19 protein-coding genes and 1 pseudogene are annotated in these 26,712 nt (G+C 60.9%); 10 read left to right on the forward strand and 10 right to left on the reverse strand.

Going from position 1 to position 26,712, the window contains the following annotated elements; genetic code table 11:
- Positions 1 to 208: 208 nt before the first annotated feature.
- Both LY631_RS18615 and LY631_RS18620 read left to right on the forward strand, forming a co-directional pair.
- Positions 209 to 4,741 carry an apolipoprotein A-IV repeat region-like domain-containing protein gene (locus tag LY631_RS18615; protein WP_274427096.1) on the forward strand — a complete coding sequence of 1,511 codons (4,533 nt, stop codon included), beginning with the start codon at positions 209 to 211 and terminating at the stop codon, positions 4,739 to 4,741.
- Positions 4,742 to 4,890: 149 nt separating this feature from the next.
- Entirely contained in the window at positions 4,891 to 5,631 is a 741-nt protein-coding gene (locus LY631_RS18620) for a LuxR family transcriptional regulator (protein ID WP_274427097.1), read from the forward strand.
- Here LY631_RS18620 and glpK read toward each other — a convergent pair.
- The 4 genes from glpK to LY631_RS18640 all read right to left on the reverse strand — a co-directional run bounded on the left by glpK (position 5,621) and on the right by LY631_RS18640 (position 10,589).
- Positions 5,621 to 7,120 carry a glycerol kinase GlpK gene (glpK, locus tag LY631_RS18625; RefSeq protein ID WP_274427098.1) on the reverse strand — a complete coding sequence of 500 codons (1,500 nt, stop codon included), beginning with the start codon at positions 7,118 to 7,120 and terminating at the stop codon, positions 5,621 to 5,623. The genes LY631_RS18620 and glpK overlap by 11 nt on opposite strands.
- A 56-nt stretch (positions 7,121 to 7,176) precedes the next feature.
- Positions 7,177 to 8,742, reverse strand: a complete 1,566-nt coding sequence (gene glpD / locus LY631_RS18630) for a glycerol-3-phosphate dehydrogenase (RefSeq protein ID WP_274427099.1) — start codon at positions 8,740 to 8,742, stop codon at positions 7,177 to 7,179.
- Positions 8,743 to 8,829: 87 nt separating this feature from the next.
- Entirely contained in the window at positions 8,830 to 9,591 is a 762-nt protein-coding gene (locus LY631_RS18635) for a DeoR/GlpR family DNA-binding transcription regulator (RefSeq protein WP_274427100.1), read from the reverse strand.
- A 749-nt stretch (positions 9,592 to 10,340) separates the two neighbouring features.
- Complete coding sequence (locus LY631_RS18640) at positions 10,341 to 10,589, reverse strand: DUF2188 domain-containing protein (RefSeq protein ID WP_274427101.1); 249 nt, start codon at positions 10,587 to 10,589, stop codon at positions 10,341 to 10,343.
- A 275-nt stretch (positions 10,590 to 10,864) separates the two neighbouring features.
- Between LY631_RS18640 and LY631_RS18645 the strand changes: the two genes are divergently transcribed.
- Positions 10,865 to 11,923: a polysaccharide deacetylase family protein gene (locus tag LY631_RS18645; protein ID WP_274427102.1), complete on the forward strand. Its 1,059-nt coding sequence runs from the start codon at positions 10,865 to 10,867 to the stop codon at positions 11,921 to 11,923.
- 21 nt (positions 11,924 to 11,944) lie between these two features.
- On the opposite strand, the gene dusA is transcribed toward LY631_RS18645, so the two are convergent.
- A complete protein-coding gene (gene dusA, locus LY631_RS18650; protein WP_274427103.1) occupies positions 11,945 to 12,952 on the reverse strand; it encodes a tRNA dihydrouridine(20/20a) synthase DusA in 1,008 nt (335 codons plus the stop codon).
- Between the two features lie 193 nt (positions 12,953 to 13,145).
- Entirely contained in the window at positions 13,146 to 13,889 is a 744-nt protein-coding gene (locus tag LY631_RS18655; RefSeq protein ID WP_274427104.1) for a hypothetical protein, read from the reverse strand.
- Between the two features lie 355 nt (positions 13,890 to 14,244).
- Between LY631_RS18655 and LY631_RS18660 the strand changes: the two genes are divergently transcribed.
- From LY631_RS18660 to LY631_RS18670, 3 genes are all read left to right on the forward strand, one after another.
- Entirely contained in the window at positions 14,245 to 15,702 is a 1,458-nt protein-coding gene (locus LY631_RS18660; protein WP_274427105.1) for a CYTH and CHAD domain-containing protein, read from the forward strand.
- Between the two features lie 161 nt (positions 15,703 to 15,863).
- The gene (locus LY631_RS18665; RefSeq protein ID WP_274427106.1) at positions 15,864 to 16,739 is read left to right on the forward strand and encodes a diacylglycerol/lipid kinase family protein; all 876 of its coding nucleotides are present in this window, start codon (positions 15,864 to 15,866) and stop codon (positions 16,737 to 16,739) included.
- Positions 16,740 to 16,751: 12 nt separating this feature from the next.
- Positions 16,752 to 17,612 (forward strand): inositol monophosphatase family protein, encoded by an 861-nt coding sequence (locus tag LY631_RS18670; RefSeq protein WP_274427107.1) that lies wholly within the window; start codon positions 16,752 to 16,754, stop codon positions 17,610 to 17,612.
- Between the two features lie 75 nt (positions 17,613 to 17,687).
- Here the strand turns inward: LY631_RS18670 and LY631_RS18675 are convergent, their stop codons facing one another.
- The 4 genes from LY631_RS18675 to LY631_RS18690 all read right to left on the reverse strand — a co-directional run bounded on the left by LY631_RS18675 (position 17,688) and on the right by LY631_RS18690 (position 21,980).
- Positions 17,688 to 19,088: an amidase gene (locus LY631_RS18675; RefSeq protein ID WP_274427108.1), complete on the reverse strand. Its 1,401-nt coding sequence runs from the start codon at positions 19,086 to 19,088 to the stop codon at positions 17,688 to 17,690.
- A gap of 13 nt (positions 19,089 to 19,101) precedes the next feature.
- On the reverse strand, positions 19,102 to 20,424 hold the full coding sequence (locus tag LY631_RS18680; RefSeq protein WP_274427109.1) for a TRAP transporter large permease: 1,323 nt from the start codon (positions 20,422 to 20,424) through the stop codon (positions 19,102 to 19,104).
- On the reverse strand, positions 20,417 to 20,902 hold the full coding sequence (locus LY631_RS18685) for a TRAP transporter small permease (RefSeq protein ID WP_274427110.1): 486 nt from the start codon (positions 20,900 to 20,902) through the stop codon (positions 20,417 to 20,419). Before LY631_RS18685 ends, LY631_RS18680 begins: the two co-directional genes overlap by 8 nt.
- Before the next feature lie 73 nt (positions 20,903 to 20,975).
- On the reverse strand, positions 20,976 to 21,980 hold the full coding sequence (locus tag LY631_RS18690) for a DctP family TRAP transporter solute-binding subunit (RefSeq protein WP_274427111.1): 1,005 nt from the start codon (positions 21,978 to 21,980) through the stop codon (positions 20,976 to 20,978).
- A 214-nt stretch (positions 21,981 to 22,194) separates the two neighbouring features.
- Between LY631_RS18690 and LY631_RS18695 the strand changes: the two genes are divergently transcribed.
- The 4 genes and pseudogenes from LY631_RS18695 (at position 22,195) to LY631_RS18710 (ending at position 26,568) form a co-directional block, all read left to right on the forward strand.
- The gene (locus tag LY631_RS18695; protein WP_274427112.1) at positions 22,195 to 23,013 is read left to right on the forward strand and encodes an IclR family transcriptional regulator; all 819 of its coding nucleotides are present in this window, start codon (positions 22,195 to 22,197) and stop codon (positions 23,011 to 23,013) included.
- Between the two features lie 9 nt (positions 23,014 to 23,022).
- Positions 23,023 to 24,195, forward strand: a complete 1,173-nt coding sequence (locus LY631_RS18700; protein WP_274427113.1) for an acetyl-CoA acetyltransferase — start codon at positions 23,023 to 23,025, stop codon at positions 24,193 to 24,195.
- Entirely contained in the window at positions 24,195 to 25,811 is a 1,617-nt protein-coding gene (locus LY631_RS18705) for an acyl-CoA synthetase (protein WP_274427114.1), read from the forward strand. The genes LY631_RS18700 and LY631_RS18705 overlap by 1 nt, the downstream gene beginning before the upstream one ends.
- Positions 25,808 to 26,568 (forward strand): annotated as a pseudogene (locus LY631_RS18710) (SDR family NAD(P)-dependent oxidoreductase). Before LY631_RS18705 ends, LY631_RS18710 begins: the two are co-directional and overlap by 4 nt.
- Positions 26,569 to 26,712: the final 144 nt, after the last annotated feature.

Genomic DNA, 26,712 nt, shown 5'->3' on the forward strand with positions numbered 1-26,712 from the left:
TGTGGACAACGCGTTAACACGGATATTCCAATTTCAGCCTTCTAACCAGCTAGACGTTAACCTTATGTTTAAACTTCTGGACATCGCGCTGCACACCTGTTTCCATGCAATGCCTGTGCCACTACGATACGGTTAGCGAGGTGTGGGCATAATCGGGTCACGATGATCCTGTTTCGGTATGGCCCCGAATGTAATGGGTGACGGCGGCATGGCGCGTAATACAGTAAAGAAAAAAGAGCCTCAGGACGATTTTGCGAAAGAACTCGAAGAAGCCCTGATGGAGGATCCCGTCTCGAGCAGCGGCGGGGACTTGGATATTGCGGCTTCCATCGAAGACCTGGAGATTCAGATTTCAGCGGCGGCAGAGGAACTCGCCCGTGAGGGACAGGGCGAGACCTATGACACCGACGCCTCGGCCGTGCCGGATGCGTGGGCGGAAACCAGTGATGCGCCAGCTGAGTCCCACATACCGGAGACCGCGAAAAAAGCCGAAACCGCGGAGCAGAACCTTCAGCCCGTCGACACGACATCCGAGACCTCGTTCACCTTCCCCCCGCCCGCCAATGACGACAGCCAGGGTAATCTTCATCGTTTCGCGCATACGATAGACCAGCGCGCGCCGCGCACCGCGTATTGGGTGGCAGCCGGTGTGTCTGCACTCTGGATTGCGGCTGGCCTCGGCCTTGCGCATCTACTTTACGGTCCTGAAATCTGGCAGATCAGTTCGTTGGGTGAGCTTGCGGCTGCGCCTTATGCGCTCGGTATGGCAGTCGGGATTTTCGTGCCCGTAATCCTCTTCTGGGGTTTTGCCGTTATGGTGCGCCGCGCGCAGGAAATGCGCCAGACTGCACAGCACATGGCGCAAATGGCCATTCGTCTGGCCGAGCCGGAAAATCTCGCGCAGGACCGGGTCATGACCGTTGGACAGGCGGTCCGCCGCGAGGTCCAGGCCATGGGCGACGGAATCGAGCGTACCTTGGCGCGCGCAGTCGAGTTGGAGACGCTCGTCCATACGGAAGTGAACGAGCTCGAGCGCGCCTACTCGGAAAACGCGTCCCGGATCCGCATTCTCGTGGACAGTCTTGGCGCGGAGCGTGAAGGCATCGTAAGCCATGCCGAGCGCGTGCGCGCGTCGATCACCGGTGCCCACGAGGTCCTGAAGGAAGAGCTTGATTCGGCCGGCGAGCAAATCCGCGTGAACGTGGACGACGCCGCCCAGCGGCTTTCAGGCTCGTTGAGCCAGTCCGGCGATTCACTTGCCAGGCTTCTGGACACTCGCATTGCTTCGCTCGGCGAGACCGGAGATTCATTCGTCGAGCGGATCGACACCTCCAGTGAGAAAATCAGCCGGGCACTGGACGAGAAAGCCGAAAGCCTTTCGCAGCGAATCACCACCTCGGGTGACGGAATCGCCTCCCTCCTGGATACTCGCATTACCGCACTGACAGACCGGACTGACGAAGCGAGTCGCACGCTGACGGATGTGTTCGATGCACGGGTCTCCTACCTCACGACATCTGTCGATCAGGCATCCGAGAAGGTGAATTCCTTGTTCGAGACGCGCCTGACGCAGCTGGAACATTCCCTATCGGAGCGCGGTCAGGCACTTATTTCTGAATTCTCAACTCGTGCTGAAGCTCTCGACACCGGAATCGAGAAGCTTGAGAGCGCGCTCGAAGCCCGTGCGCGCAGCATCAATGACTCACTGGTCGAGCGCACCCGCGAAATCGCCGAAAGTTTCGTTCGCGGCCGCCAGGAAATTTCGTCGGCCATCGATCTGGGCAAGAGCACGATCGAGAACGATCTCTCCGCCCTCGTCTCCTCCACTTCCAACATACTTGAGGGCAAGGCGGACGAGTTCGCCGGCCGTCTGCGTGAGAGCCAGATCGAGCTTGGCAATCGCCTGAACGAAAACCTGGAGAACTTCGAGACCATGCAGACGCGCATGGAGAATGCCGTCGAGCGCCAGGCGGAAAGCTTCGCGCATAGCCGCGAACGCCTCTCTGGTTTTCTCGAGAACGACATTCAAAAGCTCGAAGAAATCCATCACAAGTTCGAGGGCCGAGTCGAAGGACAGCTCGAGCAGCTGGCGCAGACGCGCAACCGCTTCGGCGAGGCAATCGAGGCTGATATCGCGCGCCTCAACGAGGCCTTTGACGCCCAGTCCGGAGTTATCGAGGAACGCACCCGCACAATGGAGCAGGCCCTGGCCCTGGGCGTAGATAATGTGCGTCAGACGCTGGAAAACAGCGCCGGCGTCGTCGCCGGGGCCCTGCGCGACAAGGTCCTGGAGGCAACCACCTCCCTCAGCACCGAAACCGAAAAAGTTCTGGATGGCGTGGACCAACGCATTATCGGCCGGGTCGAGAACACTGCCAGGACACTTGGCGAGCAAGTGGAGTCCATCGACATCACCTTCGAAACGGCGGCACAGCGCATTGCTGAGCGCGCGGACGGCTTCCGCCAGGATTTCTCCGATATCGATCAGCGCATGGCGGCCCGGCTTACCGAAGCCTCGGAAATGCTCAACAGCCGCGCCGAAGGTGTCGCACGGGTCTTCGAGGATGCCGACCAGCGGATCGCGGCGCGTGCGAGCCAGACATCGGCCGAGCTCGATTCACGGACATCGGCAATTGCGGACACGCTTGCGGAGATCGAAACACGTCTGCGGTCCACCACCGAATCCAGCACCCTGGCCGTTGCCGAGCAATTGGCCGATATCGAGAGCCGGCTGCGCTCCGGTACCGAGTTCACCACGGCGGCACTCGCCGAAAAGCTTACCGAAATCGAAGCGCAGCTGCATTCTGCCGCGCGGTCCAGCACATCGGCGATCGTAGAAGGCGTGCAGGAAGTGGAAAAGCGTCTGGAGGCCAGTGTCGGCCAGACCCGGGCCACACTGGATCGGGGCCTGGGCGAAGCCGAGGCACGCCTCAAGACCGGCGCCGAGCAGGCGGCACAGCAGATCGGCCAACAGCTCGCCCGCAGCCAAGCGGATCTGGTGTCTACAGCCGACACGGTCGGGCAGACGTTCGCCGCCATCAACGACCATATCTCCAGGCGCACCACCGAATCCATGCAGACGGTTGAGGAGCGGACCCGCGAGTTCAACGAGGTTCTGGCCGGCCGCACCTCGGAGATCGGGCGCATTCTCGACGAGACCGCCCGCCCGCTCGTGGAGCGTTTCGAGGCCAGCGGCGGCGAGCTTCAGCAGAACATCGAAGCCATCACGCAACGAACCGAAGAACGCTTGCGCAAGGAAAACGCCGCGCTCATCAACGCCTTGAACAGCCGCACGAGCGAGACGATCAAGGCGGTAGAGCAGGCCCGCGAAACCGTGGCAACCGACATCAACCAGTTGCTGGTTCAACTCAACGAGTCCGGTGACAATCTGGGCCAGATGGTCGAAAGCGCTGCGGGCAACCTGCGGCAGGTGGAAGAAAACCTCACCAAGACGACCCAATCCTTCGCCCAGAATGCGGGTAAGGCCGCGGAGACTTTCGCTAATTCTGCGAACCTCATCAATGCGAATTCCGGCCGGCTTTCCGAATTCTCCGAGAAAACACTGCGGGAGATCTCATCGATCTCCAGCCGCTTCGAAGACCACAGCCGGCTTCTCGAAAGCGCGTCGGACCTATTGGAGAAGGCGCAGTCGAGCCTTACCGAGACGCTGGATGGGCGCCAGGAATCGCTCGAAAAGCTTGCCAATGGACTAGTGGCAAAATCCGAGCAGATCGAGCAGGTCATGCAGTCATTCGAGGGGCTTCTAGAAGGCGCGTTCGAGACGGCGGAGGACCGCACTCGCAAGTCGGCGCATACGATTCGCGAGGCGATCAGTCAGGTCGTGGATACGGCGACCAACCGCTTTGCGGGCGCGACCGACGACATCCGTCGTAGCGCGGCGGAAATTCGCTCCGAGCTGGAGAAAACTCGAACCGACGTCACACGCGGCATCGTCGAACTGCCGGAAGAAGCTAAGCAGTCGACCAGCGCCATGCGGCACGCGATCACCGAGCAGATCAACGCGTTGAAGGAACTCTCGGATATCGTGGCCAAGTCCGGGCGCCTGCACGACGTGGGAACCAGCATCCATCCTGCTGAACCGACCATGACCGGAGAAACCCGCCCCGCAATGGCTGTCGGCGAGACGGTTGCGCCGGCGCCGGCGGCCCCCGCTCCCAATGCCGGACAAGGGAAGCCGGTGCCCGCCGCCAACTACGCGAATCAGCAGCCAGCGCCGGCCCGGAACAGTGCGCAGCAACCGGTGGATAAGTCTGGTTCGGTTGGGGGCCCGGCCGGCGGCGGCTGGATTCGCGACCTCCTGCGCAGTGCATCGCGCGAGGAAGGAAATGACCAGCACGAAACCCCTGGGGCCGTTGCGAACGATCGCTCCGCTCTGCACGTCGTCGAGTCGCTCAATTCGCTCTCGGTCGATATCGCTCGCGCTATTGATCACGACGCATCAATCGAGTTGTGGGAGCGTTACCGCCGCGGCGAGCGCAACGTCTTTACGCGTAGACTCTATACGCTCAAAGGGCAGCAGACGTTCGATGAGATTGAGCGTAAATACCGGGAAGACGGCGAGTTCCGCAAAGCCGTCGATCAGTATTGTCGCGACTTCGAAAAGTTGCTTTCAGATGTTTCGAAATCCGATCGCGACAACATTATGAGCCAGACGTATCTCTCCTCTGATACCGGCAAAGTCTACACAATGCTGGCACACGCGAGCGGCAGATTAACTTAGGCTTAGGAAAACTCAGCCGATACAAGGGCGCGTTCCTGAGGCGACTAAGGATCCCCGGCATCTCGCCGGGGATTTTCATTCTAGTACAACAACTAGGGTGAGACGCTCTTGAAAATTGTCGCGTTGCCGCGCATTCTCAAAATAGAACAATGGGGGACAAGATGCAGTGGGGTCATATGCTTGTCCGGCCGGACTTCCCGGACGTAATTGACACCGTCTCACGTATGCCAACCAGCGAGAGCGCCATCCTCTTCATTCGTGACACACTCGGCTTCGATCACGTCACCTATCAACTCGCCCTTAGTCGTCCGCGCAATGCGCCCTTCATTCGCAGCAGCTACCCGGCTCAGTGGATCTCGACATATCTGCTTCGCGGCTATGTGGACGTCGATCCGATCGTGAAAAAAGCATTCTCCTCCACCCAGCCGTTCGCGTGGCACGAGTTGAAGTTAAGCCCGAGCGAGTTGGAGTTTATGGCCGATGCGCGGTCCCATGGTGTCGGCGACAAAGGCTATACGATTCCGATCACGGATCGTTTCTCTCGCCGCGCCGCACTCACGCTGGCAACAAGCACGACAATCGAGGACCTGACGGCATTTATCGCCTCAAGCGCGACGAGCCTGGCCCAAATTGCCCACATTGTTCACCACAAGGCTCTGCAGGAGTTTTCGCCGGATGCATCAGCTCAGGCGCCCGTTTTGGCGCCGCGTGAAGCGGAGTGCCTACTGTGGACCGCACGAGGCAAGGAAGCAAAAGCCATCGCAGCCATTCTCAATCTCTCAGAATATACGGTGCGCAGCTACCTGAGAACTGCACGCCAGAAGCTTGAATGCAAAACGCTTTCTCAGGCGGTCGCGAAAGCGATTCAGCGTGAAATAATCAACCCGTAGCCCTGCTCAGCGTCCGGCTGACGGCATCGCGCCACCCCTTCATCTTCTGCTCCCGCTCGGTCTCGGCCATGTTCGGCATAAATTGCCGATCGAGCGCCCAGCTTTTCGAAAATTCTTCCGCTCCCGGCCAGGCCCCCACGCGAGACCCGGCGAGCCAGGCAGCACCCATGGCGGTTGTCTCGAGGATTTTTGGCCGGTCGACCGGCGCGCCCAGAATGTCGGCCAGGCATTGCATGGTCCAGTCGCTCGCCACCATGCCGCCATCCACGCGCAAAACCTTGGTCTCCTCACCGTCCGGCCAGTCCTTGCGCATTGCGTCCAGCAGATCGCGGGTCTGAAAGGCTACCGATTCCAACGTGGCGCGGGCGAACTCTGCAGGTCCCGTGTTGCGTGTCAGCCCGAAGATCGCCCCGCGGGCCGCCGTATCCCAATGCGGCGCTCCCAGTCCGACGAAAGCCGGGACAAGGTAGATATCCTGGCTTGGATCCGCCTTTTCCGCGAGAACGCCCGAATCCGAAGCCTTCCCGATGATCTGCAGCCCGTCGCGCAGCCACTGCACCGCAGCGCCCGCCACGAAGATGGAGCCTTCGAGTGCATAGGTATTCTTGCCGTTCAGGCGATAGGCGATGGTCGTCAGCAGCCGGTTATTCGAGCGAACCAAAGTCTCACCCGTATTCAGCACGGCGAAACATCCTGTGCCATAGGTAGATTTGAGCATGCCGGGCTCGAAACATGCCTGTCCTATCGTCGCCGCCTGCTGGTCGCCTGCAACGCCGAGGATGGGGATTCCGGCGCCGAAGAGCTCCGGATCGGTAACGCCAAAGTCATCGGCTGTATCCTTGACCTCCGGGAGAACCCGCCGGGGCACCCGGAGGATGGACAGCAACTCGTCGTCCCATTCGTTCGTTGCGATGTTGTAGAGCAAGGTCCGTGATGCATTCGTCGCGTCGGTCACGTGCGAGCGGCCACCCGTCAGGCGCCAGATCAGATAACTGTCGATGGTGCCGGCCAGAAGCTTGCCAGCTTGTGCCCGCTCGCGCACGCCCTCCACATTGTCTAGAAGCCAGGAAAACTTGGTTCCGGAGAAATAGGGGTCGAGAAGCAGGCCGGTCTTGGCTGTAAAAGTTTCTTCCAGGCCGTCACGCTGCAGATCTTCACAGAGCGCGGCTGTGCGCCGGTCCTGCCAGACGATGGCGTTGTGCACCGCCCTGCCCGTCTCCTTGTCCCAGAGCACGACGGTCTCGCGTTGGTTGGTAATCCCAATGGCGGCAATATCACGCGCTCCCAGCTTCGCCTTGGCGAGTGCGGCGTTCACGGTGGAGACAACACCGTTCCAGATGTCTTCGGGATCGTGCTCAACCCATCCGGATGCGGGAAAATGCTGGGGAAATTCCTCCTGGCCGCTTCCGACCGCCCGCAGATTCTCGTCGAAAATAATGGCGCGAGTCGATGTCGTTCCCTGATCGATAGCCAATACAAAGCCGCTCATGATCCCTCTCCCCAGAAATGAACCTCAGAAGACACCGGCGAAGCGCCCCCGTAATCTCAGGACGCGCCGGCCCGGCGTTTCGCCGTCGTAGCCGAATTGCCGCCACGCTTCCCGCCCGCTTGCGGTCGCAGTTCACGCATGAATTCCTCCACCGTCGCTGCTTGGTCAGTCGTCAGCCGCAGGCCGCGCTTTGTGCGCCGCCAAAGGATATCCTCGCCCGTGCGCGCCCATTCGCCTTCGGCAAGATAACGCAGCTCCGCCTCATATACATCTGCACCGAAGTGCCGGCCCAGATCCTCCAGACCAGTTGCATCTCCAAGAATGTCCCGCGCACGTGTCCCGTAGAGACGGACGAGACGGCGCGCGTATTTCTCTTCGAGGAAAGGGTAACTGCGCCGTGTCCTGGAAACCGCCGCTTCGAATTCCCCTGGCGCAAAGTCGCCGCCGGGCAGAGGTTCACGCGCCGTCCAGGGCTCGCCACGAACGCCAAGTTGCTCGCCGACCATCTCCAGGGCGGATTCGGCCAGGCGGCGAAACGTCGTGATCTTACCGCCGAAGACGTGGAGCACGGGGGCTCCGGCTTCAGCGTCGACCGTCAGAACATAATCCCGGGTGGCTTCCTGCGCCTTACAGGCGCCGTCGTCGAACAGCGGTCGCAAACCGGAATAACTCCAGACCACGTCCTCGATCCGCACGGGCTCCGCGAAATATTCACTGGCGCAGGTGCAAAGATACTCGATCTCCTCCCGGTCGATCCGCACCTCGGCCGGATCGCCCTTAAAATCCTTGTCGGTCGTGCCTATGAGTGTGAAGTCTTCCTCATAGGGAATCGCGAAAATGATGCGCCCATCCGCGTTCTGAAAGAAATACGCGCGCGGATCGTCGAACTTTTTGCGAATGACGATATGGCTTCCCTTCACCAGCCGTACATTGTGTATGTCCTTGTGTCCGAGCGCCTCCGCGATCACATGGTCCACCCACGGGCCGGCGGCATTGACCACCATCCGGGAGCGCAATTCGCTCTCGTCTCCGGTTTCCAGATCGCGAAGCGTCAACACCCAAGTGCCCTCCTCGACGCGCGCGCCAACGACCTTCGTTCGGGTACGGATATCCGCACCCTTGTTGGCGGCACTCATGGCATTCAGCACCACCAGACGCGCATCCTCAACCCAACAGTCGGAATATTCAAACGCGCGCCGATATACCGGCTTCAGCGGCTTTCCCGCAGGATCGCTGCGCATGTCGAGCGTGCGCGTGGGCGGAAGAAGCTCGCGACCTCCGATGTGGTCGTACAAGAACAGCCCGAGGCGAATGAGCCAGCCGGGCCGCAACCCCTTGTGCAACGGTAGAATAAAGCGCATCGGGCGGATGATGTGCGGCGCGTTGTGCCACAGCACCTCCCGCTCCATTAGCGCTTCGCGGACAAGCCGGAACTCGTAATATTCCAGATACCGAAGACCGCCGTGAATGAGCTTGGTCGAAGCCGAGGATGTGCCGCTGCCCAAGTCGTTCATCTCCGCCAACGCCACAGTGTAGCCGCGTCCGGCAGCGTCGCGCGCAATACCGCACCCGTTGATACCCCCGCCGATAACGAACAGATCGTAGATGCGGTCGTTGGCCAATCATTCCTCCTGGAGCTGCTCCGAACTACAAAACGAAACTAAAACGAATGTAATTCGAATGCAAACGAACAGGAAGTCGCACCCCTGTCACCGGGCTTCGATGAGATTGACGCCCGCCTCACGGCATACGGCCTTGAAATCATCCGCCGGGCAACGATCGGTGATGAATGTATGCACCTGGGAAACGTGGCCGATGCGCACTGGCGCACTGCGCTCGAACTTCGTGGAATCAGAGACGAGGATCACGTGCCGCGCGTTGGCGATGATGGCTTGCGCGACCTTCACCTCGCGGAAGTCGAAGTCGAAAAGCGCGCCGTCCTCATCTATCGCGGACACCCCGATGACGGCGTAATCCACCTTGAACTGTCGGATGAAATCGACCGCTGCTTCCCCGACAATCCCGCCATCGGAGCCGCGCACCATGCCCCCCGCGATTATAACCTCAAATGCAGGGAAGACGCGCATCCTGTTGGCAACATTGATGTTATTCGTAATCACCAAGAGATCGTTGTGATTGAGCAGCGCATCACTCACCGCCTCGGTAGTGGTTCCGATATTGATGAACAGGGAAGCCTGATCGGGAATTATGCCAGCAGCGGCACGCCCGATGGCCCGCTTTTCCTCCGCGGCCAATTCGCGGCGGGCCTCATATTCCATGTTCTCAACACCGGAAGGCAGCAACGCGCCACCGTGAATACGCGTCAGCAGACGCTGCTCGCATAAGTCATTGAGGTCCTTGCGAATTGTCTGCGGCGTCACCTGAAAGCGCTCAGCCAAGTCATCGACCGCCACCCGGCCGGTTTCCTTGGCGATCTGCAGAATTTCTTCGTGGCGTGGTGATAGAAGCACGGCCGACCCCCGACTTTCGTTTCTCCTGCGTTATAGCAGAAACGAAAACCTCGGAAAGCAGGAACGGATGGGCACTCTCCCCAACTCGTATCGTATCGAGTGCTGTCTTCGGACAAGCTAATGAGTAGCGTCGGTCAAACCGCGGGAACACGATCCACCCCTGCTTTACTCATCACTCCGCAACGGACGGCGGGGAGCCGCCGTCGGCTCCGGTTGAACGCCGAACCTGCCCGCACTCGGCTCATAAGAGCGCTTGAGAAGGCTTTCTGCCGATTCGCAGGAGACGATCCCGTCAAGGAGCTTCAAAGCGCGTTCGGCGACTCGGGCACGCCCAATCTCGCCACCCGCGGGCACGGGGCAAGGCAAACGCACCGATACCGATTCTCCACGATCTCCGACAAAGACCACGTTGGCCCAGGCACTGTTTCCGCCTTCGCGGGATATGATCGTGTCAACGACGCGCAATTCCCTTCCTCCGTCCTTAAGAGTAAAACGGGGAAGATCGGCAGTCGTTCCGACGATTGTTCATTCTGTGGGAGTTGTTGGTTGGGTCTCTTCGGGTCCCGGTGGCGCGGAAAAATTGGCATCCGGCCCACCGGATGTGGTTTCCGGTGCGGTGGGGTATCCGAGGTCGAAAAGAAGGAATAGCACGAGCACTATTGCTGCCAGAGCCATCGAAATGATCAGCACGCGTCTGTCCGTCCGCTTGCCTTTTGGCTCCCGATTATCGTCCGTCATACTGCCCCTTCTCAAGATGGTCGCTGCGCGACGTTCACTTCCGGGCGGTCTTCACCCGACTCCATCTCCTCGTGCCAGCGGCCTTGCGGGTCCTGATACTGGATGTGCTCGTCGGCACCGGCGCTCTCATGCGCTTCCGCGGCTTGTTCAGCAGCCCGCAGAGCTTCCTCGCGTGAAGCATAGCTTTCCGAGAATGCACCGCCCATCTTGTAGGCCCAGCCGCCATCGTGCTCGACCACTTCATAAGTCACCCGGGGCACCGGATTTCCTCTCCTGCCTCTGTAGGCGCGACCGCCCGAGGACGATTCCCTCCGGTATATATGCCAAACGCCGTAAGCGGCCAGCGCAACCCAAAACAGGCGCATTGTTATTCTCCTTGCGGCTGTGAACGAAGCCTTCTCGCACCAACGGTTGTCAAAGCCGCATGTTCCGGCGCGTTCTGCCGATTTTCGATGCCAACGGCCACCGCCGGGCCGTTGACGCAATCGTTACGAATGACGGTTATCGAGAGGGTCCTGGAAATGCTGGTTCTTTGATGATTTCACGACACACCGCGAAACGTGTTTTGCGCACATCTGCCATCCGCGCGGGCATGGAAACAATCGCATTGAGCGGAGCGGGCACGTTCTGGCGGCGCACGGCCGGGCGTGGCATTATTTTCACGCTTCATCACGTGCGGCCGGCAGGTGACCACGCGCACGGTCCGAACGCCTTGCTCTCGGTTACGCCTCGCTTTCTGGAGCAGACCATCGCGACCTGCCTTGATCGGGGACTCCTTCCCCTACCCCTGGAAAAGCTGCCGGAACGCCTTGCCGATCCGCGGGATGAGCAGCGCTATTTCTGCATGACGCTGGACGATGGCTATCGCGACAATGCCACGTTCGCAGCGCCGATTTTCCGCCGCTATGAAGTGCCTTACACGATCTTTCTCACACGAGGATTCATCGAGCGGAGCCGCTCAATGTGGTGGGAAACCGTCGAGGCTCTGCTGGGGAAGGAGACGGCTTTGACCTTCGACTTCGGTGATGGCGAGCAGACGGTGAGAGCCGAAACGAAAGCACAGAAGTTTGCCCTGTTCGACCGCTTCAGCCGCTTCGTCAGCGGGACGGAGGAGGACGAGGCGGTCGAGCGAATCGACGGCCTGGCGCGGGGTTGCGGGATCGATCCCCTCGCCCTTGTCGACCAGCTCACGATGAATCCCGAGGATCTGAACGTGCTGCAGAAAGAAGATCACCTGGCTCGTTTCGGAGGCCATACGCTCACACATGTGAACCTCAAACGCGTTAGCGTGGAGCGGCTGAAGCGGGAGATCACCGGGTCAGCACAAGCGCTGGAACATCATGTCGGGTACAGACCGACGACATTTGCCTACCCATACGGCTTTGCGGCAGCGGCGGGAGAACGCGAATTCGATGCCGTTAGGGCGGCAGGCTTTTCCGTCGGCGTGACGACCATGCCGGGCCTGCTCGACCCCACGTCGCTCAACCGCCCGACCGGCCTCCCCCGCGTTTCGCTGAATGGCCTTTATCAGCGCAAGCGCTACGTCGGAGCGCTGCTCTCGGGCATTCCCTTCAAATTCTCGGGATCCGGGTGAAGGTGGTCGCAGCCGTGCTTCTCAAGCCGCCCGAGCCGACACGCTAAGGTCGACCGCGGCAAAGGCGCGCCGCAGGACTTCGGGGCTGGCGCCCGGCTTCGTCGCGTCGGTGGAAAGGATCTGCCGGTATCGTCGCGCTCCCGGAAGCCCATGGAAGAGCCCGACCATATGGCGGGTCACGTGGGACAGGCGCCCGCCGGAGGCTATGTGCTGTCCTGCATAGTCGGCCATCGCCTCAATGACGGCTTCGAAGTCGGCCGGGACTGCACCCGCGTTGTAAACCTCGCTATCGATCGAAGCCAGGAGAGCCGGCGTGTGATATGCCGCGCGGCCGAGCATGACACCATCCACGCACTTCAGATGTCCGGATGCCTCATCCAGCGTTTGAACGCCACCATTAATGCCAATGAACCGATCGGGGTGCGCCGCTTTCAGCCGATAAACGCGATCGTAGTCAAGCGGCGGGATATCCCGGTTCTCGCGCGGGCTCAGCCCCATGAGCCAGGCCTTGCGGGCGTGAACCCACAACGCTTCGACCTCGGCTGAGAAGACGCTTTCAGCCAGGCGGTCCAACGCTTCCTCCGGATCCTGCTCGTCTACACCGATCCGGCATTTGACCGTGACCGGGACCGATACGGCCTGCCGCATAGCCGCGACGCACTCTCCCACCACGTCCGGCGTCTTCATCAGGCAAGCACCGAAAGTTCCTGACTGCACACGATCGGAGGGACAGCCGACATTGAGGTTTATCTCGTCATAACCGAAATCGGCGGCAATGCGTGCGGCCTCCGCGAGTTTCCGAGGCTCGCTTCCGCCAAGCTGCAGTGCTACCGGGTGCTCGGCTCCGCTGAACCCGATCAGCTTGTCGCGGTTGCCATGGATCACAGCATCAGCAACCACCATCTCCGTATAAAGCAGCGTACGCCGAGTAAGCTGGCGGTGAAAGAACCGACAATGGCGGTCCGTCCAGTCCATCATGGGCGCAATGGCTAATATTTTCTCTTTGTTTTTCAATGTTTTATGATACATTCTAGCCAGATCACATCATGAACAAACGCGCACTGGTTTGGACCAACTGCACGGGTTTGTAGCTCGTTTGATCTCTCTGTGCACGGAAATCGCACGGAGTAAAAGGATGCAAGGGCCATGGCAATTTGGCCCTGAGAAAGCGTCGCCATAGACTTTTTCCTAATCTGCGGATTTGCATGCTCGGATTAGATTTCTAATATTTCCAGCGCTCAAGAAGCGTTCTCATACCCTCGGTAATAGATGCATGGTGGGGAACGGCACTGCGAAGAAAGATGAAATGCGCCTGTAACTTCCAGTCCTTCAGTTGAAGTTCGCCTTGGCAAATTCGGCCAAGCGGATCTGCGCAGAAGATGAAGAGATCTTCCTTATCGCTTTGTGCGAACCACCGTAGCGCACCTTCTCCGCGGATGAGCGTCAGGCCATACTCCTCGCGTAGTTCGGGATCATCGTAGAGCCTCAACGAGCCCTTTATCATTTGGTCAACTGTCGACTCTCCCAGTTCATACCCAGGCCCGTAATACTTTATTGCCGTGACCTTTATGGCCGACTCATCTGGTCCGGGGTTCGGACGCCCCGTTTCCGCAGGGCTGAATTCCGGCCTGAACCAGAGGTCACGCTCGGGCGCTTGAAGGTCCGGTATCCAATACTGGATACCGACCGAGCTTCGATCCGGATCGCAATTGAGATGCGTTGAGAACGGTCGTGGGTGTATATACGCCCACGGTATCCGAAACTTCAAAGGGCCAAGGTGACGGGCGACCGGGTGCGAGGGGTCGATGAGGCGCTTGCGCGCCCGCTCCTTCTGCATGTCCGGTCCGGTGCAAGGCAGTCGGTAGACATCCGCGGACGTCTCCACCTCCTGAGCGTACGACATAAACACGCCGAATAGCAGGAAGAAGGATGCGAGCGCTGATTTCGTCAGTTCTGTCCGAGCCACCAGGTGTCCCCAAGTATAGGAGGCTTGTTACAGCCGTCAGATCGCCGCCGATTGCACCAGCTTGTACCCCATTTGCTCTTTCTGTGCACGGAAGTCGCACATTTGAAGGACTGAACGAGGCAATGGCTACGACTGTTCGAACTAAGGAGGGAAACTGGAGGATACAAGTCCGACGGAGTCCGGTTATGAGGGCTCACAACACCCGATGCTTCGTTTGCTCGAACAAGGCATACCAAAACTGGCAGCATAAGCGCAGGAAAACAGCACAGCCAGCATTCCGTAACAAACATGCTTTATGAAGGGTGCAGTTATGGCCATGCGGTGTGTGTGGATCGGACCTGAGAGGAATGTCTTGTTGGCACGCGAAATCGAACTGAAGCTAGAGCTCACGCCGGCAGCGGCCGATGCACTGATCAAATCGGATCAGTTCCCCGCCGCGCCCTCCGTTCTTCGACAGCGCACGGTCTACTTCGACACCCCCGCCCGTGACTTGTCAGGGGCTGGCTTCCAGATCAGAATCCGCGAAGCGGGCGGACTACGCATCCAGACAGTGAAGGCGACCGGAACCGAAACAGCCGGACTGTTTGCCCGTCCGGAATGGGAGCAGCCGATCGAGGACGATAGCCCGGTCATCGACGACACGACACCACTCAGGGCGTTGCTGGGTGCGAAGGCGCATGAGATCGGACCCGCCTTCGAGGTCCATGTCGAACGGCGGACCTGGAATGTCACGCAGAACGGAACCGTGATCGAGCTGGTGCTGGACCGTGGCGAAATCGTCGCCGGCGAACGGCGCACGCCGGTGTGCGAGATCGAACTGGAGTTGAAGAGCGGATCGCCCTCGGACTTGTTCGCTTTTGCCCGTCGAATTGACGCTATCGTGCCGCTGAAACTTGGGGTACTCAACAAGTCCGAGCGTGGCTACCGGCTGCTTGGGCCGGCCATTCGCACAGTCAAAGCCGAACCGATTGCCCTTTCCTTGGATATGACGGCCGCGGCCGCGTTCCGTCACATCGCGGGTGCCTGCCTGCGCCAGTTCCGGCTGAACGAGGTGCTGCTCGATTTCAACAACGCCGAGGCTCTGCATCAGGCGCGTGTCGCGCTGCGCCGGCTACGCTCGGCCTTTACGATCCACAAGCCGATGCTGGAGGACGGCAGGTTCGACCATTTGCGGCAGGAGTTGCGATGGCTGGCCAGCGCGTTGGGCGAGGCGCGCGACCTCGACGTACTGATTGCGCGCAGTAACGGCGAGGAGGTTCGTGCCAAGCTGGAGGCGGCGCGGGCCGACGCTTACGATCAGGCCCGGATGGCACTGGCTTCGCCACGGGCCCGCTCGCTCATGTTCGATCTCTCGGAATGGCTCGCACTCGGCGAATGGCTGATGCTCCCATCGGGCGAAGAGGTTCGCGAGCAGCCGGCGCGGGACTTCGCGGCCATGGCGCTCGACCGTTTCCGCCGCAGGGTGAAGAGGAGCGGTGGGGACCTGGCCGACATCGATGACTCCGCCCGCCACGAGCTGCGCAAGGACGCCAAAAAGCTACGCTATGCGACCGAGTTCTTTGCCGCGCTCTTCGACCGCAAGCGTCAAAAGCGACGGCACAAGAAATTCCTCAGCGCGCTCGAAGCCTTGCAAGACCATCTCGGCGCGTTGAACGATCTTGCGACAGCTCCCGAACTTCTGGCACGGCTCGGTCTTGACAATGATCCTGCTGCGGCAGCGCTGCTTGAGCCAGGCAAAAACAGGGCGGAGCTGATCGAGGAAGCGGCCGAAGCTCACGACATGTTTGTCGACGCCAAGCGTTTCTGGCGCTGAGCGAGTCACGGGACGTGCTCGTGACCATCCGCGATCAGCACCTTGTGACCCGATTTTCGTGGCAGTCGACCAGGTCGAGACCGCGGAGGAGGTTTTCTGCGACAGCTAGTTTGTCGCTTTCGACAGTTGGACCTTTTTCGATTGCGGATCGTTGAAGGCAAATGCAGGTACTTTTGCTCCACAACCCCACCGCGGGCATGGCTGATCACCGCAAGGACGAACTCATCGCAGCGCTCGCGGCGAAAGGCATGGAGGTTTCCTATTGCTCTACCAAGGATGATGATTTTCCTGATTGTCTTTCACGGAATGTCGATATGGTGGTGATCGCCGGGGGGGACGGAACGGTAGCGAAAGCCGTCACGAATCTACCCGATCGCACCCACCCTCTGGGAGTTATCCCGCTGGGGGGGTCCAACAACGTCGCCACAAGCCTCGGCTTTGATCGCGGGGAAATGCTGGACGGCGACTGGCCCAAGGGCACGACGGCTAAGAAGTTTCATATTGGATGTGTACGCGGACCGTGGGGCGAAAAGAGCTGTCTCGAGGGCGTGGGTTTCGGTGCGTTGGCGGCGTCGCTCGACACCAAGGCACCGCCTGCGAACAGTGCGCGTGAGAAACTCTTGAACGGGCGCCGTCTGTTCGCCAACGCACTGGCCCAAATTGAACCGATCGATGTCGACGTGATTGTTGATGGCGATGTGGTGGCTGGGCGTTGGCTCATGGCGGAAGCACTGACCATGAGCCATTCCGGCCCTCGCCTTCCGTTGGCTCCGCAAGCCAAAGGACTAGAAGGACAGTTTTCTGTCCTCCTGCTGGAAGCAGATCGAAGAGCGGATATGCTTGAATGGCTCAATAAACCGGAACGGGCCGAGCCGCCAGCGCGTGTAATGGCGGGACGCAGCGTCTCGTTCTGTCTGGATCATAAGACCCCCTTGAGGATCGACGACAGCACCAAAAAGGCCAAAGGACATCGGATTGAACTCGAGATCGAGGACGAACCACTGCGTATTCTGGTGCCGAATGGTTTGCAGAGATGAGGTGACCCTAGCATGCCGAATCTCCACGAGGCCGACACCGCTCCGCCGCCCGACCGAGCCGTGCTGGACGAGATCGAACAGCTCGCGGTCGAGCTAGCGCAACTTGCCGCAGCTGAAATCCAGGGGGCGCTGGGGACGCTGCTGACGGTTCGCTACAAGGGCCTAGATGAGGGACTTGAAACGCTGCGCGATCCCGTTTCCGAGATCGATCAGCGCGTCGAAAGGATCATGCGCATGCGGCTCAACGAGCGTTTCCCAGATCACGACTTTATAGGCGAAGAGTATGACGACCGGCCGGGCCGTGACCATGATTTCGTCTGGGCAGTCGACCCCATCGACGGCACTACGAACTTCGTCAACGGGTTTCCGCTCTTCGCTGCGGCCATAGGTGTTCTCCACAGGGGCAAACCGGTTGTGGGAGCGACATGGTGCTCAACCAGCCACGCTCTTCGACCGGGTATTTACCACGCACAAACCGGCGGCACCCTTCGGTTCGACCAGGAGGTCGTGGAACCGACCGTTAACCCAACCGTCCGCAGACGGTTGGTGGGCCTCCCGCAAATTCCGTCACAGATCGGGCCTCGCGACAGCCGAAAGACCGGCTCGGCAGCAATCGAACTCGCATTCGTTGCCGCCGGAATGCTTGAGGCCTGCCGCATCGATACTCCCAACATCTGGGATGTGGCTTCAGGGGTCGCGCTTGTCGAAGCCGCTGGCGGTTTAGTGGCTACCCGCATGGAATCGGGTTGGCAGTCCTTCGACCGGTTCGTGGCTTCCGAGCAGGAAGGCAGATCCGACCTGCGGCTTTGGAAGCAGCCTATTCTTGCCGGTCGGCTCGACCGCGAGGCTCTGATCGCGGCAGTGGGGATTTGAAGCGCCAGATCAATCATGTCCTGGCGGATCAGCAGGACCCGCCACCAGGATTGCTTCATCGAAATGGATGGGCTGTTAGGGATCGATCGGCGCCCCGGTGTCCAGCGCCAACAGGCTTTCGAGCTGCGCTGCCGCGCCCAGAAGATGCGCCTCGCCGCGCGGGCGGGCGACGATCTGCAGGCCCACGGGCAGGCCTTCGCGCGTGAATCCGCAGGGCAACGATAGCGCGGGCGCGGTGGTTAGGGAGATTGCATAGGCAATAGTCAGCCAGTCGATGTAATTGTCGAAGGTGACGCCAGCGCATTCGCTCACATAGCGCTGATCCACCGGATAGGGCGGGACGATGGTGGCCGGCGTCATAAGGAGATCGTAATCCTCGAAGAAGGCCAGCGTACGGGCGATGATCCGCCGCCGCTCCGTTTCCGCCTGCACGATTTCGGCGACGGAGAGTTTCAGGCCCTTCTCGATATTCCAGATCATCTCCGGCTTCAGGAGATCGGGGTAGTCTTGAAGCTTCTGCCCGTGGGCGGCAGCGAAATTTACCGCACGCAACGTCTGGAAAGCATGCTGTGCCTCGCTCAGGTCGGGATGCGCCTCTTCCACTGCCACGCCAAGCTCGGTGAAGCGCCAGGCGGCGCGCCGGCAGATTTCCGCGACTTCCGGATCCACCGGCGTGATGCCCAGATCGGCGCTAAAGGCGACCTTCCTCAAGCGCGCCGGCTTTCGTGCCGCCTCCAGAAAGCTGACGCTCGTGCGCGGCAGCGACACGGGGTCGGACGGGTGCTCTCCGCACATGGCGTCGAGCAGCAGGGCGAGATCTTCCACCGTGCGCGCCATCGGGCCTTCGACGCTCAAAATATCGTCGACCCTGCTGCCCGGGTCTTTCGCCACACGGCCCGGACTTGGCCGCAGGCCGACGATACCGCAAAAGCTCGCCGGATTGCGTAACGAGCCGCCGAGGTCGGATCCATGCGCCACCCACGCCATGCCGGTGGCGAGCGAGACGGCAGCACCGCCGCTGGACCCTGCAGCCGAGCGGCCGGTGTTCCGTGGGTTGCGCGTGGCGCCAAAGACCTCGTTGAAGGTGTTGGCGCCGGCGCCGAATTCGGGTGTGTTGGATTTGGCATAGACGATGCCGCCCTGCCCTTCCAGATTCTGTACCAGAATGTCGGAGCGCTCCGGCACATAGTCCCGGAAGATGGGCGAGCCATAGGTGGTGCGCACGCCCTCCACCTCTGTCAGGTCCTTGATGGGAACTGGAAGGCCGGCAAGGATCCCGCGCTGATCCACCGGCAGTTCCATCAGCCGCGAGGCATTCGCCCGTGCGCGGTCGAAGCATTGTGTCGGCAACGCGTTGACGACTGGGTCAACCTCGGCGATCCGCGTCTCCAGCGCTTCGATCAGATCTAGCGGCGTCACCGCGCCGGTTTTCAGCTTATCGATGATTGCGACGGCTGACTGTCTCACGAGGTCCATTGTTTCTCTCTCTTTACCGCAGCGCGTTGACGAGGAATTGCGACAGTTCAGGAAAGGCGGCGATGATGGCCACGCCGATGAGGCTGGTCACCAAGAATGGCAGAGCCCCCCAGGCGATACGCTCCAGCGGCAGCCGGGTGATGTTCGCCGCCACGTAGAGGTTGATCCCCACCGGCGGGGTGAACAGGCCGATCGCCAGATTGACCATGACCAGGACCCCGAACCATACCGGGTCCCATCCCATCTCGCGCACCACGGGCAGGAAGATCGGCAGCGAGATGAACATGATGGTGATGGCATCCATGAACATGCCGGCGATCAGGAGCACAAGCAAGATGACGAGCAGGATCACCCATTGGTTGTCGCTGAGGCCGATCAGGAGTGAAGAGTACTGGCCGATGAGATCGTCCACCGTGACGACCCAGCCGAACAGACTCGCATAGGCGACCACCAGCATAACAACGGCGGAAGATGCGCTGGCCTGGACCACGGACTGATAGAGGCCTTGGAGGGTGAGCGTGCGATATGCGAGGCCGCCGACGATGAGCGCATAGACGGTAGCGACGATCGCCGCTTCCGTGGGCGTGAAGGCACCTGAGTAGATCCCGCCGAGAATGACCACCGGCGTCAGAAGCCCCCAAAACGCATCCCGGAAACTGCGCCAAAGGCGCGGGCCATAGGGCAATTCCGCATGGGGCTGCGGCATCAGCCTGTCGAGGCTGGGGGAGCCCGGTCCCACCGCGGCCTTCCCGGCGAAAGGCAGCGTGAGAAACATGAGGAGCCCCATGAAAAGGCCCGGAATGATTGCGGCGATGAAGAGCTGTGAGATCGATGTCTCGGCGATCACACCATAGATGACGAGGCCGATCGACGGCGGGATGACGATGGAAAGCGCCGCGCCCGTGCAGACGAGACCGGCGGCGAAGCCGCGTGAATAACCATCTTCCTCCATGCCCTTAATGATGAGCGGCCCGATCGCCGCGACCGACGCCGGACCGGAGCCGCTGACGGCACCCCAGAACAGGCACACAACCGTACCGACGATGCCCATTCCGCCCGGCAGTGCACCGATAAGCACGCGGAAAAAGCGGATCATGCGCTCGGCTATGCCGAGAGATCCCATCAGCGTTCCGGCCAGGATGAAGAAGGGAATGGCAAGCAGGGAGAATTTGGAAATGCCGGTGGCGATGAGATCGCCCGCCAGATCGAGGCCGAAGCCGAGTACCCACATGGAATAGATGGCCGAAAGGCCGAGCGCGAAGGCAACCGGCAGGCGCAGCGCGAGCAGGATGAAGAACAGGATCAGCATCTGTGTGCCGGCGCCAATCTCAGGCATGGGTCGCCTCCTCCGCGTCCAGTTCCCGCCACGTGTCGCGGGCATGCTGGACATACCGGATGAGCACCAGAGCAAAGGCGAATGGCAGGCCCACGCTGTAATACCAAGCCGGGACCTGGAGCGCGTAGGAACGCGTGCCGCTCGTGACCTGATTGACGAAAAGTTGCCAGCAAAACCAGGTCGAGAGTGCGAGCAGGATGACGGCAAGCGCAGCGGACAGGAGGAGAAGCAGCTTGCGCGCCGGCCGCGGCAGAAGTTCATAGATCAAGGTGACCGCCAGATGGTCACCTGTTCGCGCGGCGATCGCGGCACCAAGGATCGTCAGGAGCAGGAATGCCCTTACCAGCAGCTCCTCGGTGGCAGCGAACGAATAGTCGGTGAGGTAGCGCACGGCAACATTGACGAAGCCAAGTCCCGTCATGGCAAGGAAGAGCACTGCGCAGATGATCTTCTCCGCGTCGCGCAGCACGAACCGCATGGCGCCGCCCCCTCAGGATGAATGCGTGAAAGGGACCGGCCACACCCGGTCCCTCTGTGTCAAATACGAGAGCTTAGTTGGATGCGTTGATCGCATTCTGGAACGACGCGACGAGATCCTCGCCCACCTTGGCCGCCCATGTATCGAAGGCCGGCTTCGTGGCCTCGCGGAATGCCTGCAGTTCTTCCGCCGTTGGCTCATAGACTTCCATGCCCTGCTCGCGCAGGAACTCGATTCCCTTCGCCGTGTCCTCGCGGGTGATCTTCTTCTGGTAGGCCATCGCCTCGGTCGCGGCTTCCTGCACCCCGGCTTGCGTCTCCTCGTCCCAGGACTCCCAAAGCTTGCGGCTTACGCCGAGGAAGACGGGATCGTAGGAATAGTGCCAGGTGGTGAGGTATTTCTGCACCTCGTGGACGCGCTGCGGAATGATCACGGCACCGATCGGGTTCTCCTGTCCGTCGACAACGCCCTGCTGCAAGGCTGTGAAGGTTTCGGTCCACTGCATCTGTTGCGGATTGGCGCCGAGCGCGTTCATCACGTCGATATACATTGGGCCGGCAACGCGCATCTTTAGGCCTCGCATGTCCGCCGGCGTCTTGATCGGATGGACGTTGTTGGTGACCTCGCGGAAACCGTTTTCGCCCCAAGCCAGAACGATGATGTCGTTTTCAGCCATGATCTCTTCCATCCGGTCTCCCGGCGCGCCATCCGTGGTGGCATCGACCTCCTCATACGAGGCGTAGAGATAGGGCAGCGAGAAGGCGGCCATCTCCGGCACCAGCGGGGTGACGTTGATGGCGGAGGTGACGACGAAATCAAGTGCACCGCGGCCCACCATTTCCGCCTGCTTCATCTGATCGCCGCCGGAAAGCTGGGCGTTCGGGAAAACACGCACCTCAAGTTCACCGTCCGTGGCCGCGCTCAGAAGCTCGTTGAACTTTTCCGCACCCTTGTGCCACGTCGTCGTGTCACCGGTATTATGCGACAGGCGGAATGTCTCCGCATGTGCCGCGCCCAGCGCGGCGGCTCCCGCCAACATGGCGCCCAGAGCGACCGCGCCCAGCTTCCGAATGTTCATTCTGAATTCCTCCCTAATCGTGTCGAAATCGACGCGGGAATGACCTCCTCACCCCCACTGCCGACCATAGGTTCATATGGTGGATTGTCAATCTCCCCATAGACCTATGACGTTAACAGCACACTCCGCTTATGCCAAGGCAGTGGGCGTTCGCCTTTACTTCCTCACTGCCGAATGGTAGATTTTTAATTCCATCATATGGACCTTACGTTTTATGCTCGAGCCCAATGGATCACAGAGTGTGGACCGCGCGCTTGGTCTCTTGGCCATGGTGGGCAGGCACGCTGAACGTGGCGCGGGGCTTTCCGATCTCGTCGAGGAAAGCGGGCTCAACAAAGCCACGGCGCGCAGGCTTCTTCTGGCGCTGATACGCTCCGGTCTGGTGCAGCAGGACCATGCAACGCGGCGCTACTATCTGGGCGAAGAAGCCTATGTGCTCGGCAGCCTCGCCTCCCGGCGCTTCGGCCTGTTGCAGGTATCGATGGAAAGCCTCGTCCGCCTCTCCCGGAAAACTGAGGATTCGAGTTTCGTCTCCATCCGCCGCGACACCTTCTCCGTCTGCCTTTACCGCGAGGAAGGCACCTATCCCGTCCGCACCCATGCGCTGCAGGCCGGATTCGAGCATCCGCTAGGCTGCGGCGCCGGCTCGCTCGCCATGTTGGCCGCGCTGGACGACGACGAAGTGGAGGCCATCCTGGCGGCCAATGCGAAGTTCCTGGAGGAGCACTACGCAATGTTGCCGCCTGAGCGCATTCGCCAGGATGTGGCCGCGACAAGGGCCAGGGGCTATGCGCTCAATCCGGGTCTCATCATCCGCAACTCGTGGGGCATGGGTGCCGTCGTGCGCTATCCCGATGGACGGGTGGCAGGCGCTCTTTCGATAGCCGCCATAGATAGCCGCATGCAGGAGCCGCGACAGCGCGAGCTGGCAGTCCATCTCCTCGAGGAGACGGCACGGGTCGAGGAAAGGCTGGCGCAGATGTTCTCATTCAAATATTCGCCGCGCGAGAACGGCGCAGCGGTGGCCAGATAGGAGGCAATCATGTCAAAAGCACAGATCGTCGGCTGGGCGCATGCGCCTTTCGGAAAATCCGAACTGGAGGACACCGAAGCGCTGATGGCGTCCGTGGCTGCGCCGGCGCTCGACCATGCGGGCCTCGGAGCCGACAATGTCGACGGCATCTTCGTCGGCGTGATGAACAACGGCTTTTCCCGGCAGGACTTTCAGGGCGCGCTCGTGGCCATGGGAAATGAAGCACTCGGCCATGTGCCTGCCGTGCGGCTGGAAAATGCGTGTGCCACCGGCTCGGCCGCGATTTACACGGCGATGGACTTCATCGAATCCGGGCGTGGACGCATAGCGCTTGTTGTAGGTGCAGAGAAGATGACGGCCACACCCACTGCGGAAGTCGGCGACATACTGCTCGGCGCCAGTTACCGAAAGGAAGAGGCGGATGTGGATGGCGGGTTTGCCGGGCTCTTCGGTCGTATCGCGCAGAACTACTTTCAGCGTTACGGCGACCGGTCGGAAGAGCTCGCCATGATCGCGGCCAAGAACCACGCGAACGGCCTGGCGAACCCTTACGCCCACATGCGCAAGGATTTCGGCTTCGACTTCTGCAACACCGTCTCCGAGAAAAACCCTTACGTGGCCGAGCCGCTGCGGCGCACGGATTGCTCACTAATATCGGACGGGGCGGCCGCGCTCGTGCTGGCGGATGCCGAGACGGCGGCCACCCTGGAGCGCGCCATCGCCTTCCGTGCGCGAAAACACGTCAATGACGTTCTGGCCATGAGCCACCGGGAGGACGCCATTGCTTTCGAAGGCGCACGCCGCGCCTGGGCTGCCGCACTGGAGGAAGCGGGCGCTTCCCTCGACGACCTTTCCTTCGTCGAGACGCATGACTGTTTCACCATCGCCGAACTGATCGAGTACGAGGCGATGGGGCTAGCCAAACCGGGGGATGGCTATCGCGTGGTGCGCGAAGGCCTGACGCGGAAGGACGGCAAGCTGCCGGTGAATCCGTCTGGCGGGCTCAAGGCCAAGGGCCATCCTATCGGGGCGACCGGCGTCTCCATGCATATCATGGCATGCATGCAGCTAATGAACGAGGCCGGCGAAATGCAGATTCCCGATGCCGGTCTAGCCGGCGTGTTCAACATGGGCGGCACAGCAGTCGCCAACTACGTCTCGCTCATGGAGCGCGCGAAATAATGACAGGCACGCCTGCCGGCGGTGTGGTGCCCTTCACCACACGCGTCATGAACCTCTCACACTTCCTGACGCAGGCGGCACGCCGCCGCCCCGACGACATCGGTTTCGTCTGGGGCGAGACGACATGGACGTGGGCGCAGATGGAGGCCCGCGTCAACGCGATGGCCGCGGCGCTACGCGGCAGGTTCGGCGTCAGTGAGGGCGACCGCATCCTGGTGCAGTCGGTAAACTGTAACCAGATGTTCGAGTCCATGTTCGCCTGCTTCCGACTTGGTGCGGTCTGGGTGCCAACCAATTACCGCCAGTCGCCCGACGAGGTGGCTTATCTGGCGAAGGCCAGCGGCGCGCGCGGCGTGATTTGCGGCGCGCGTTTCGCTGGCCATGCGGATGCCTGCAGGACCGCCGCCGGGCTCGACTTCACCATCTCCATCGGCGAGGCCGCATTCGGGGAGGACTACGACCACCTGGTCGAGGCATATGAAGGCGCGGTGGTGGAGAGCATAGCGGTGGAGCGCGATGATCCATGTTGGTTCTTCTTCACCTCCGGCACGACAGGCAGGCCCAAGGCGGCGGTGCTGACCCACGGGCAGATGGCGTTTGTGGTTACCAATCATCTATGCGATCTGATGCCCGGCACCACACGTGAGGATGCCTCGATCGTCGTTGCCCCGCTTTCGCATGGCGCCGGCATTCACCAGCTCGCCCAGGTGGCACACGGAGTGAAGACGATCCTGCCGCCGGCCGAAAAACTGGAGCCGTCGACGGTCTGGGAACTCGTAGAGAAGTGGCGCGTCACCAACGCCTTTACTGTTCCGACGATCCTCAAGTTTCTGGTCGAGGACCCGGCGGTCGAGCGGTTCGACCATTCCTCGCTGCGCTACATCATCTATGCCGGCGCGCCCATGTATCGCGCTGATCAGAAGCGGGCGCTGGAAAGGCTGGGCAAGGTGCTGGTGCAGTATTTCGGGCTGGGCGAGGTTACCGGCAACATTACGGTGCTGCCCCCTGCCCTGCACCATCTGGAAGACGGGCCGGAGGCGCGCATCGGCACCTGCGGATTGGAGCGCACCGGAATGCAGGTGCAGATCCAAAACGATGCGGGAGAGGAAGTGGCCACCGGCGAAACGGGCGAGATTTGCGTCATCGGCCCGGCGGTCTTCGCCGGCTATTACGATAACCCCGAAGCCGATGCGAAAGCCTTCCGCAACGGGTGGTTCCGCACCGGCGATCTCGGCCACATGGACGAGAACGGGTTCGTCTACATCACCGGCCGCTCCTCCGACATGTATATCTCCGGGGGCTCGAACATCTATCCGCGCGAGATCGAGGAAAAGATCCTCCTGCATCCCGACATCAGCGAAGCCGCCGTTATCGGCGTGCCCGATCCTGTATGGGGAGAAGTCGGCATTGCCGTCTGCGTCACCCACGCCGGAGCCGACACGGCGGGCATCGACCTGCCCTCGTGGCTGGACGGCAGGATGGCTCGCTACAAGATCCCAAAGCGCTTCGTCTTCTGGGACGAGATGCCCAAATCCGCGTACGGCAAAATAGCCAAGAAGATGATGCGCGAGGAGCTGGAGCGCCGCGGGGAATTCAGCCAGAGGCAGCCGGCATGAGCGAGGACGCGAAAGAAAAGGCTGTCCTTGTCACCGGTGGTGCGTCGGGCATCGGATTTGAGACCGCACGCATTTTGGTCGAGCGCGGCTGGTCAGTTTACCTCTTGGACCTGAAGCAGGAAGAGCTCGACGAAGCGTGCGGAACGCTGGCGCTTCCGCGGGAGTGCGGTCTTGCCTGCAGTGTGACTGACGAGGGGCGGGCGTGGAGCGCGCGATCGGTGAGATGGCCGCAGCGAAGCATCTCGCAGGCGTGGTGAATTGTGCCGGGACCGGCATGGACCGGCCACTGCTGGATACCAGCGTCCAAGATTTCCGGCGTATACTCGACGTCAACCTGGCTGGTTCCTTCATCGTCTCGCGCGCGGCCGCACGGCTCTGGCTCGATCGGGACATGCCCGGCTCGATCGTCAATATCAGCTCTATATCGGGGATGATCGGCAATAAGGGCCGCAGCGCCTATGGTGCCTCCAAAGGCGGTCTGAACAATCTGACCATGGTGCTGGCGAATGAACTGGGCCCGAACGGCATCCGCGTCAATGCGGTGGCGCCCGGCCCCATCGATACCCCGCTCGCACGCGCCGTCCACACCGACGATGTGCGCCGGCAATGGAAAGAGCGCGTCCCGCAACGGCGCTACGGCACGCCGCGGGAGGTGGCGGGCGTCATAGCCTTCCTGCTTGCGGAAGATGCAAGCTACATCAATGGTCAGATCCTGGCCGTGGATGGCGGCTTCGTCAGCGCCGGAATTTCGGTGTGACGACGGCCCTGCCGATGCATTGGGCTGCCAATGAAAACTGGGCATCTTCTCATTGGAGAAGTTGTGCTGCCTTGTCGGTAATGCGGGCTCCCGTTGCGCCCGACTTCTATGTCGGACGGGTTAATCGGCATACGTTGAAAGCTC

The sequence above is a fragment of the Chelativorans sp. YIM 93263 genome (assembly GCF_028767125.1).
Lineage (GTDB): Bacteria > Pseudomonadota > Alphaproteobacteria > Rhizobiales > Rhizobiaceae > Chelativorans.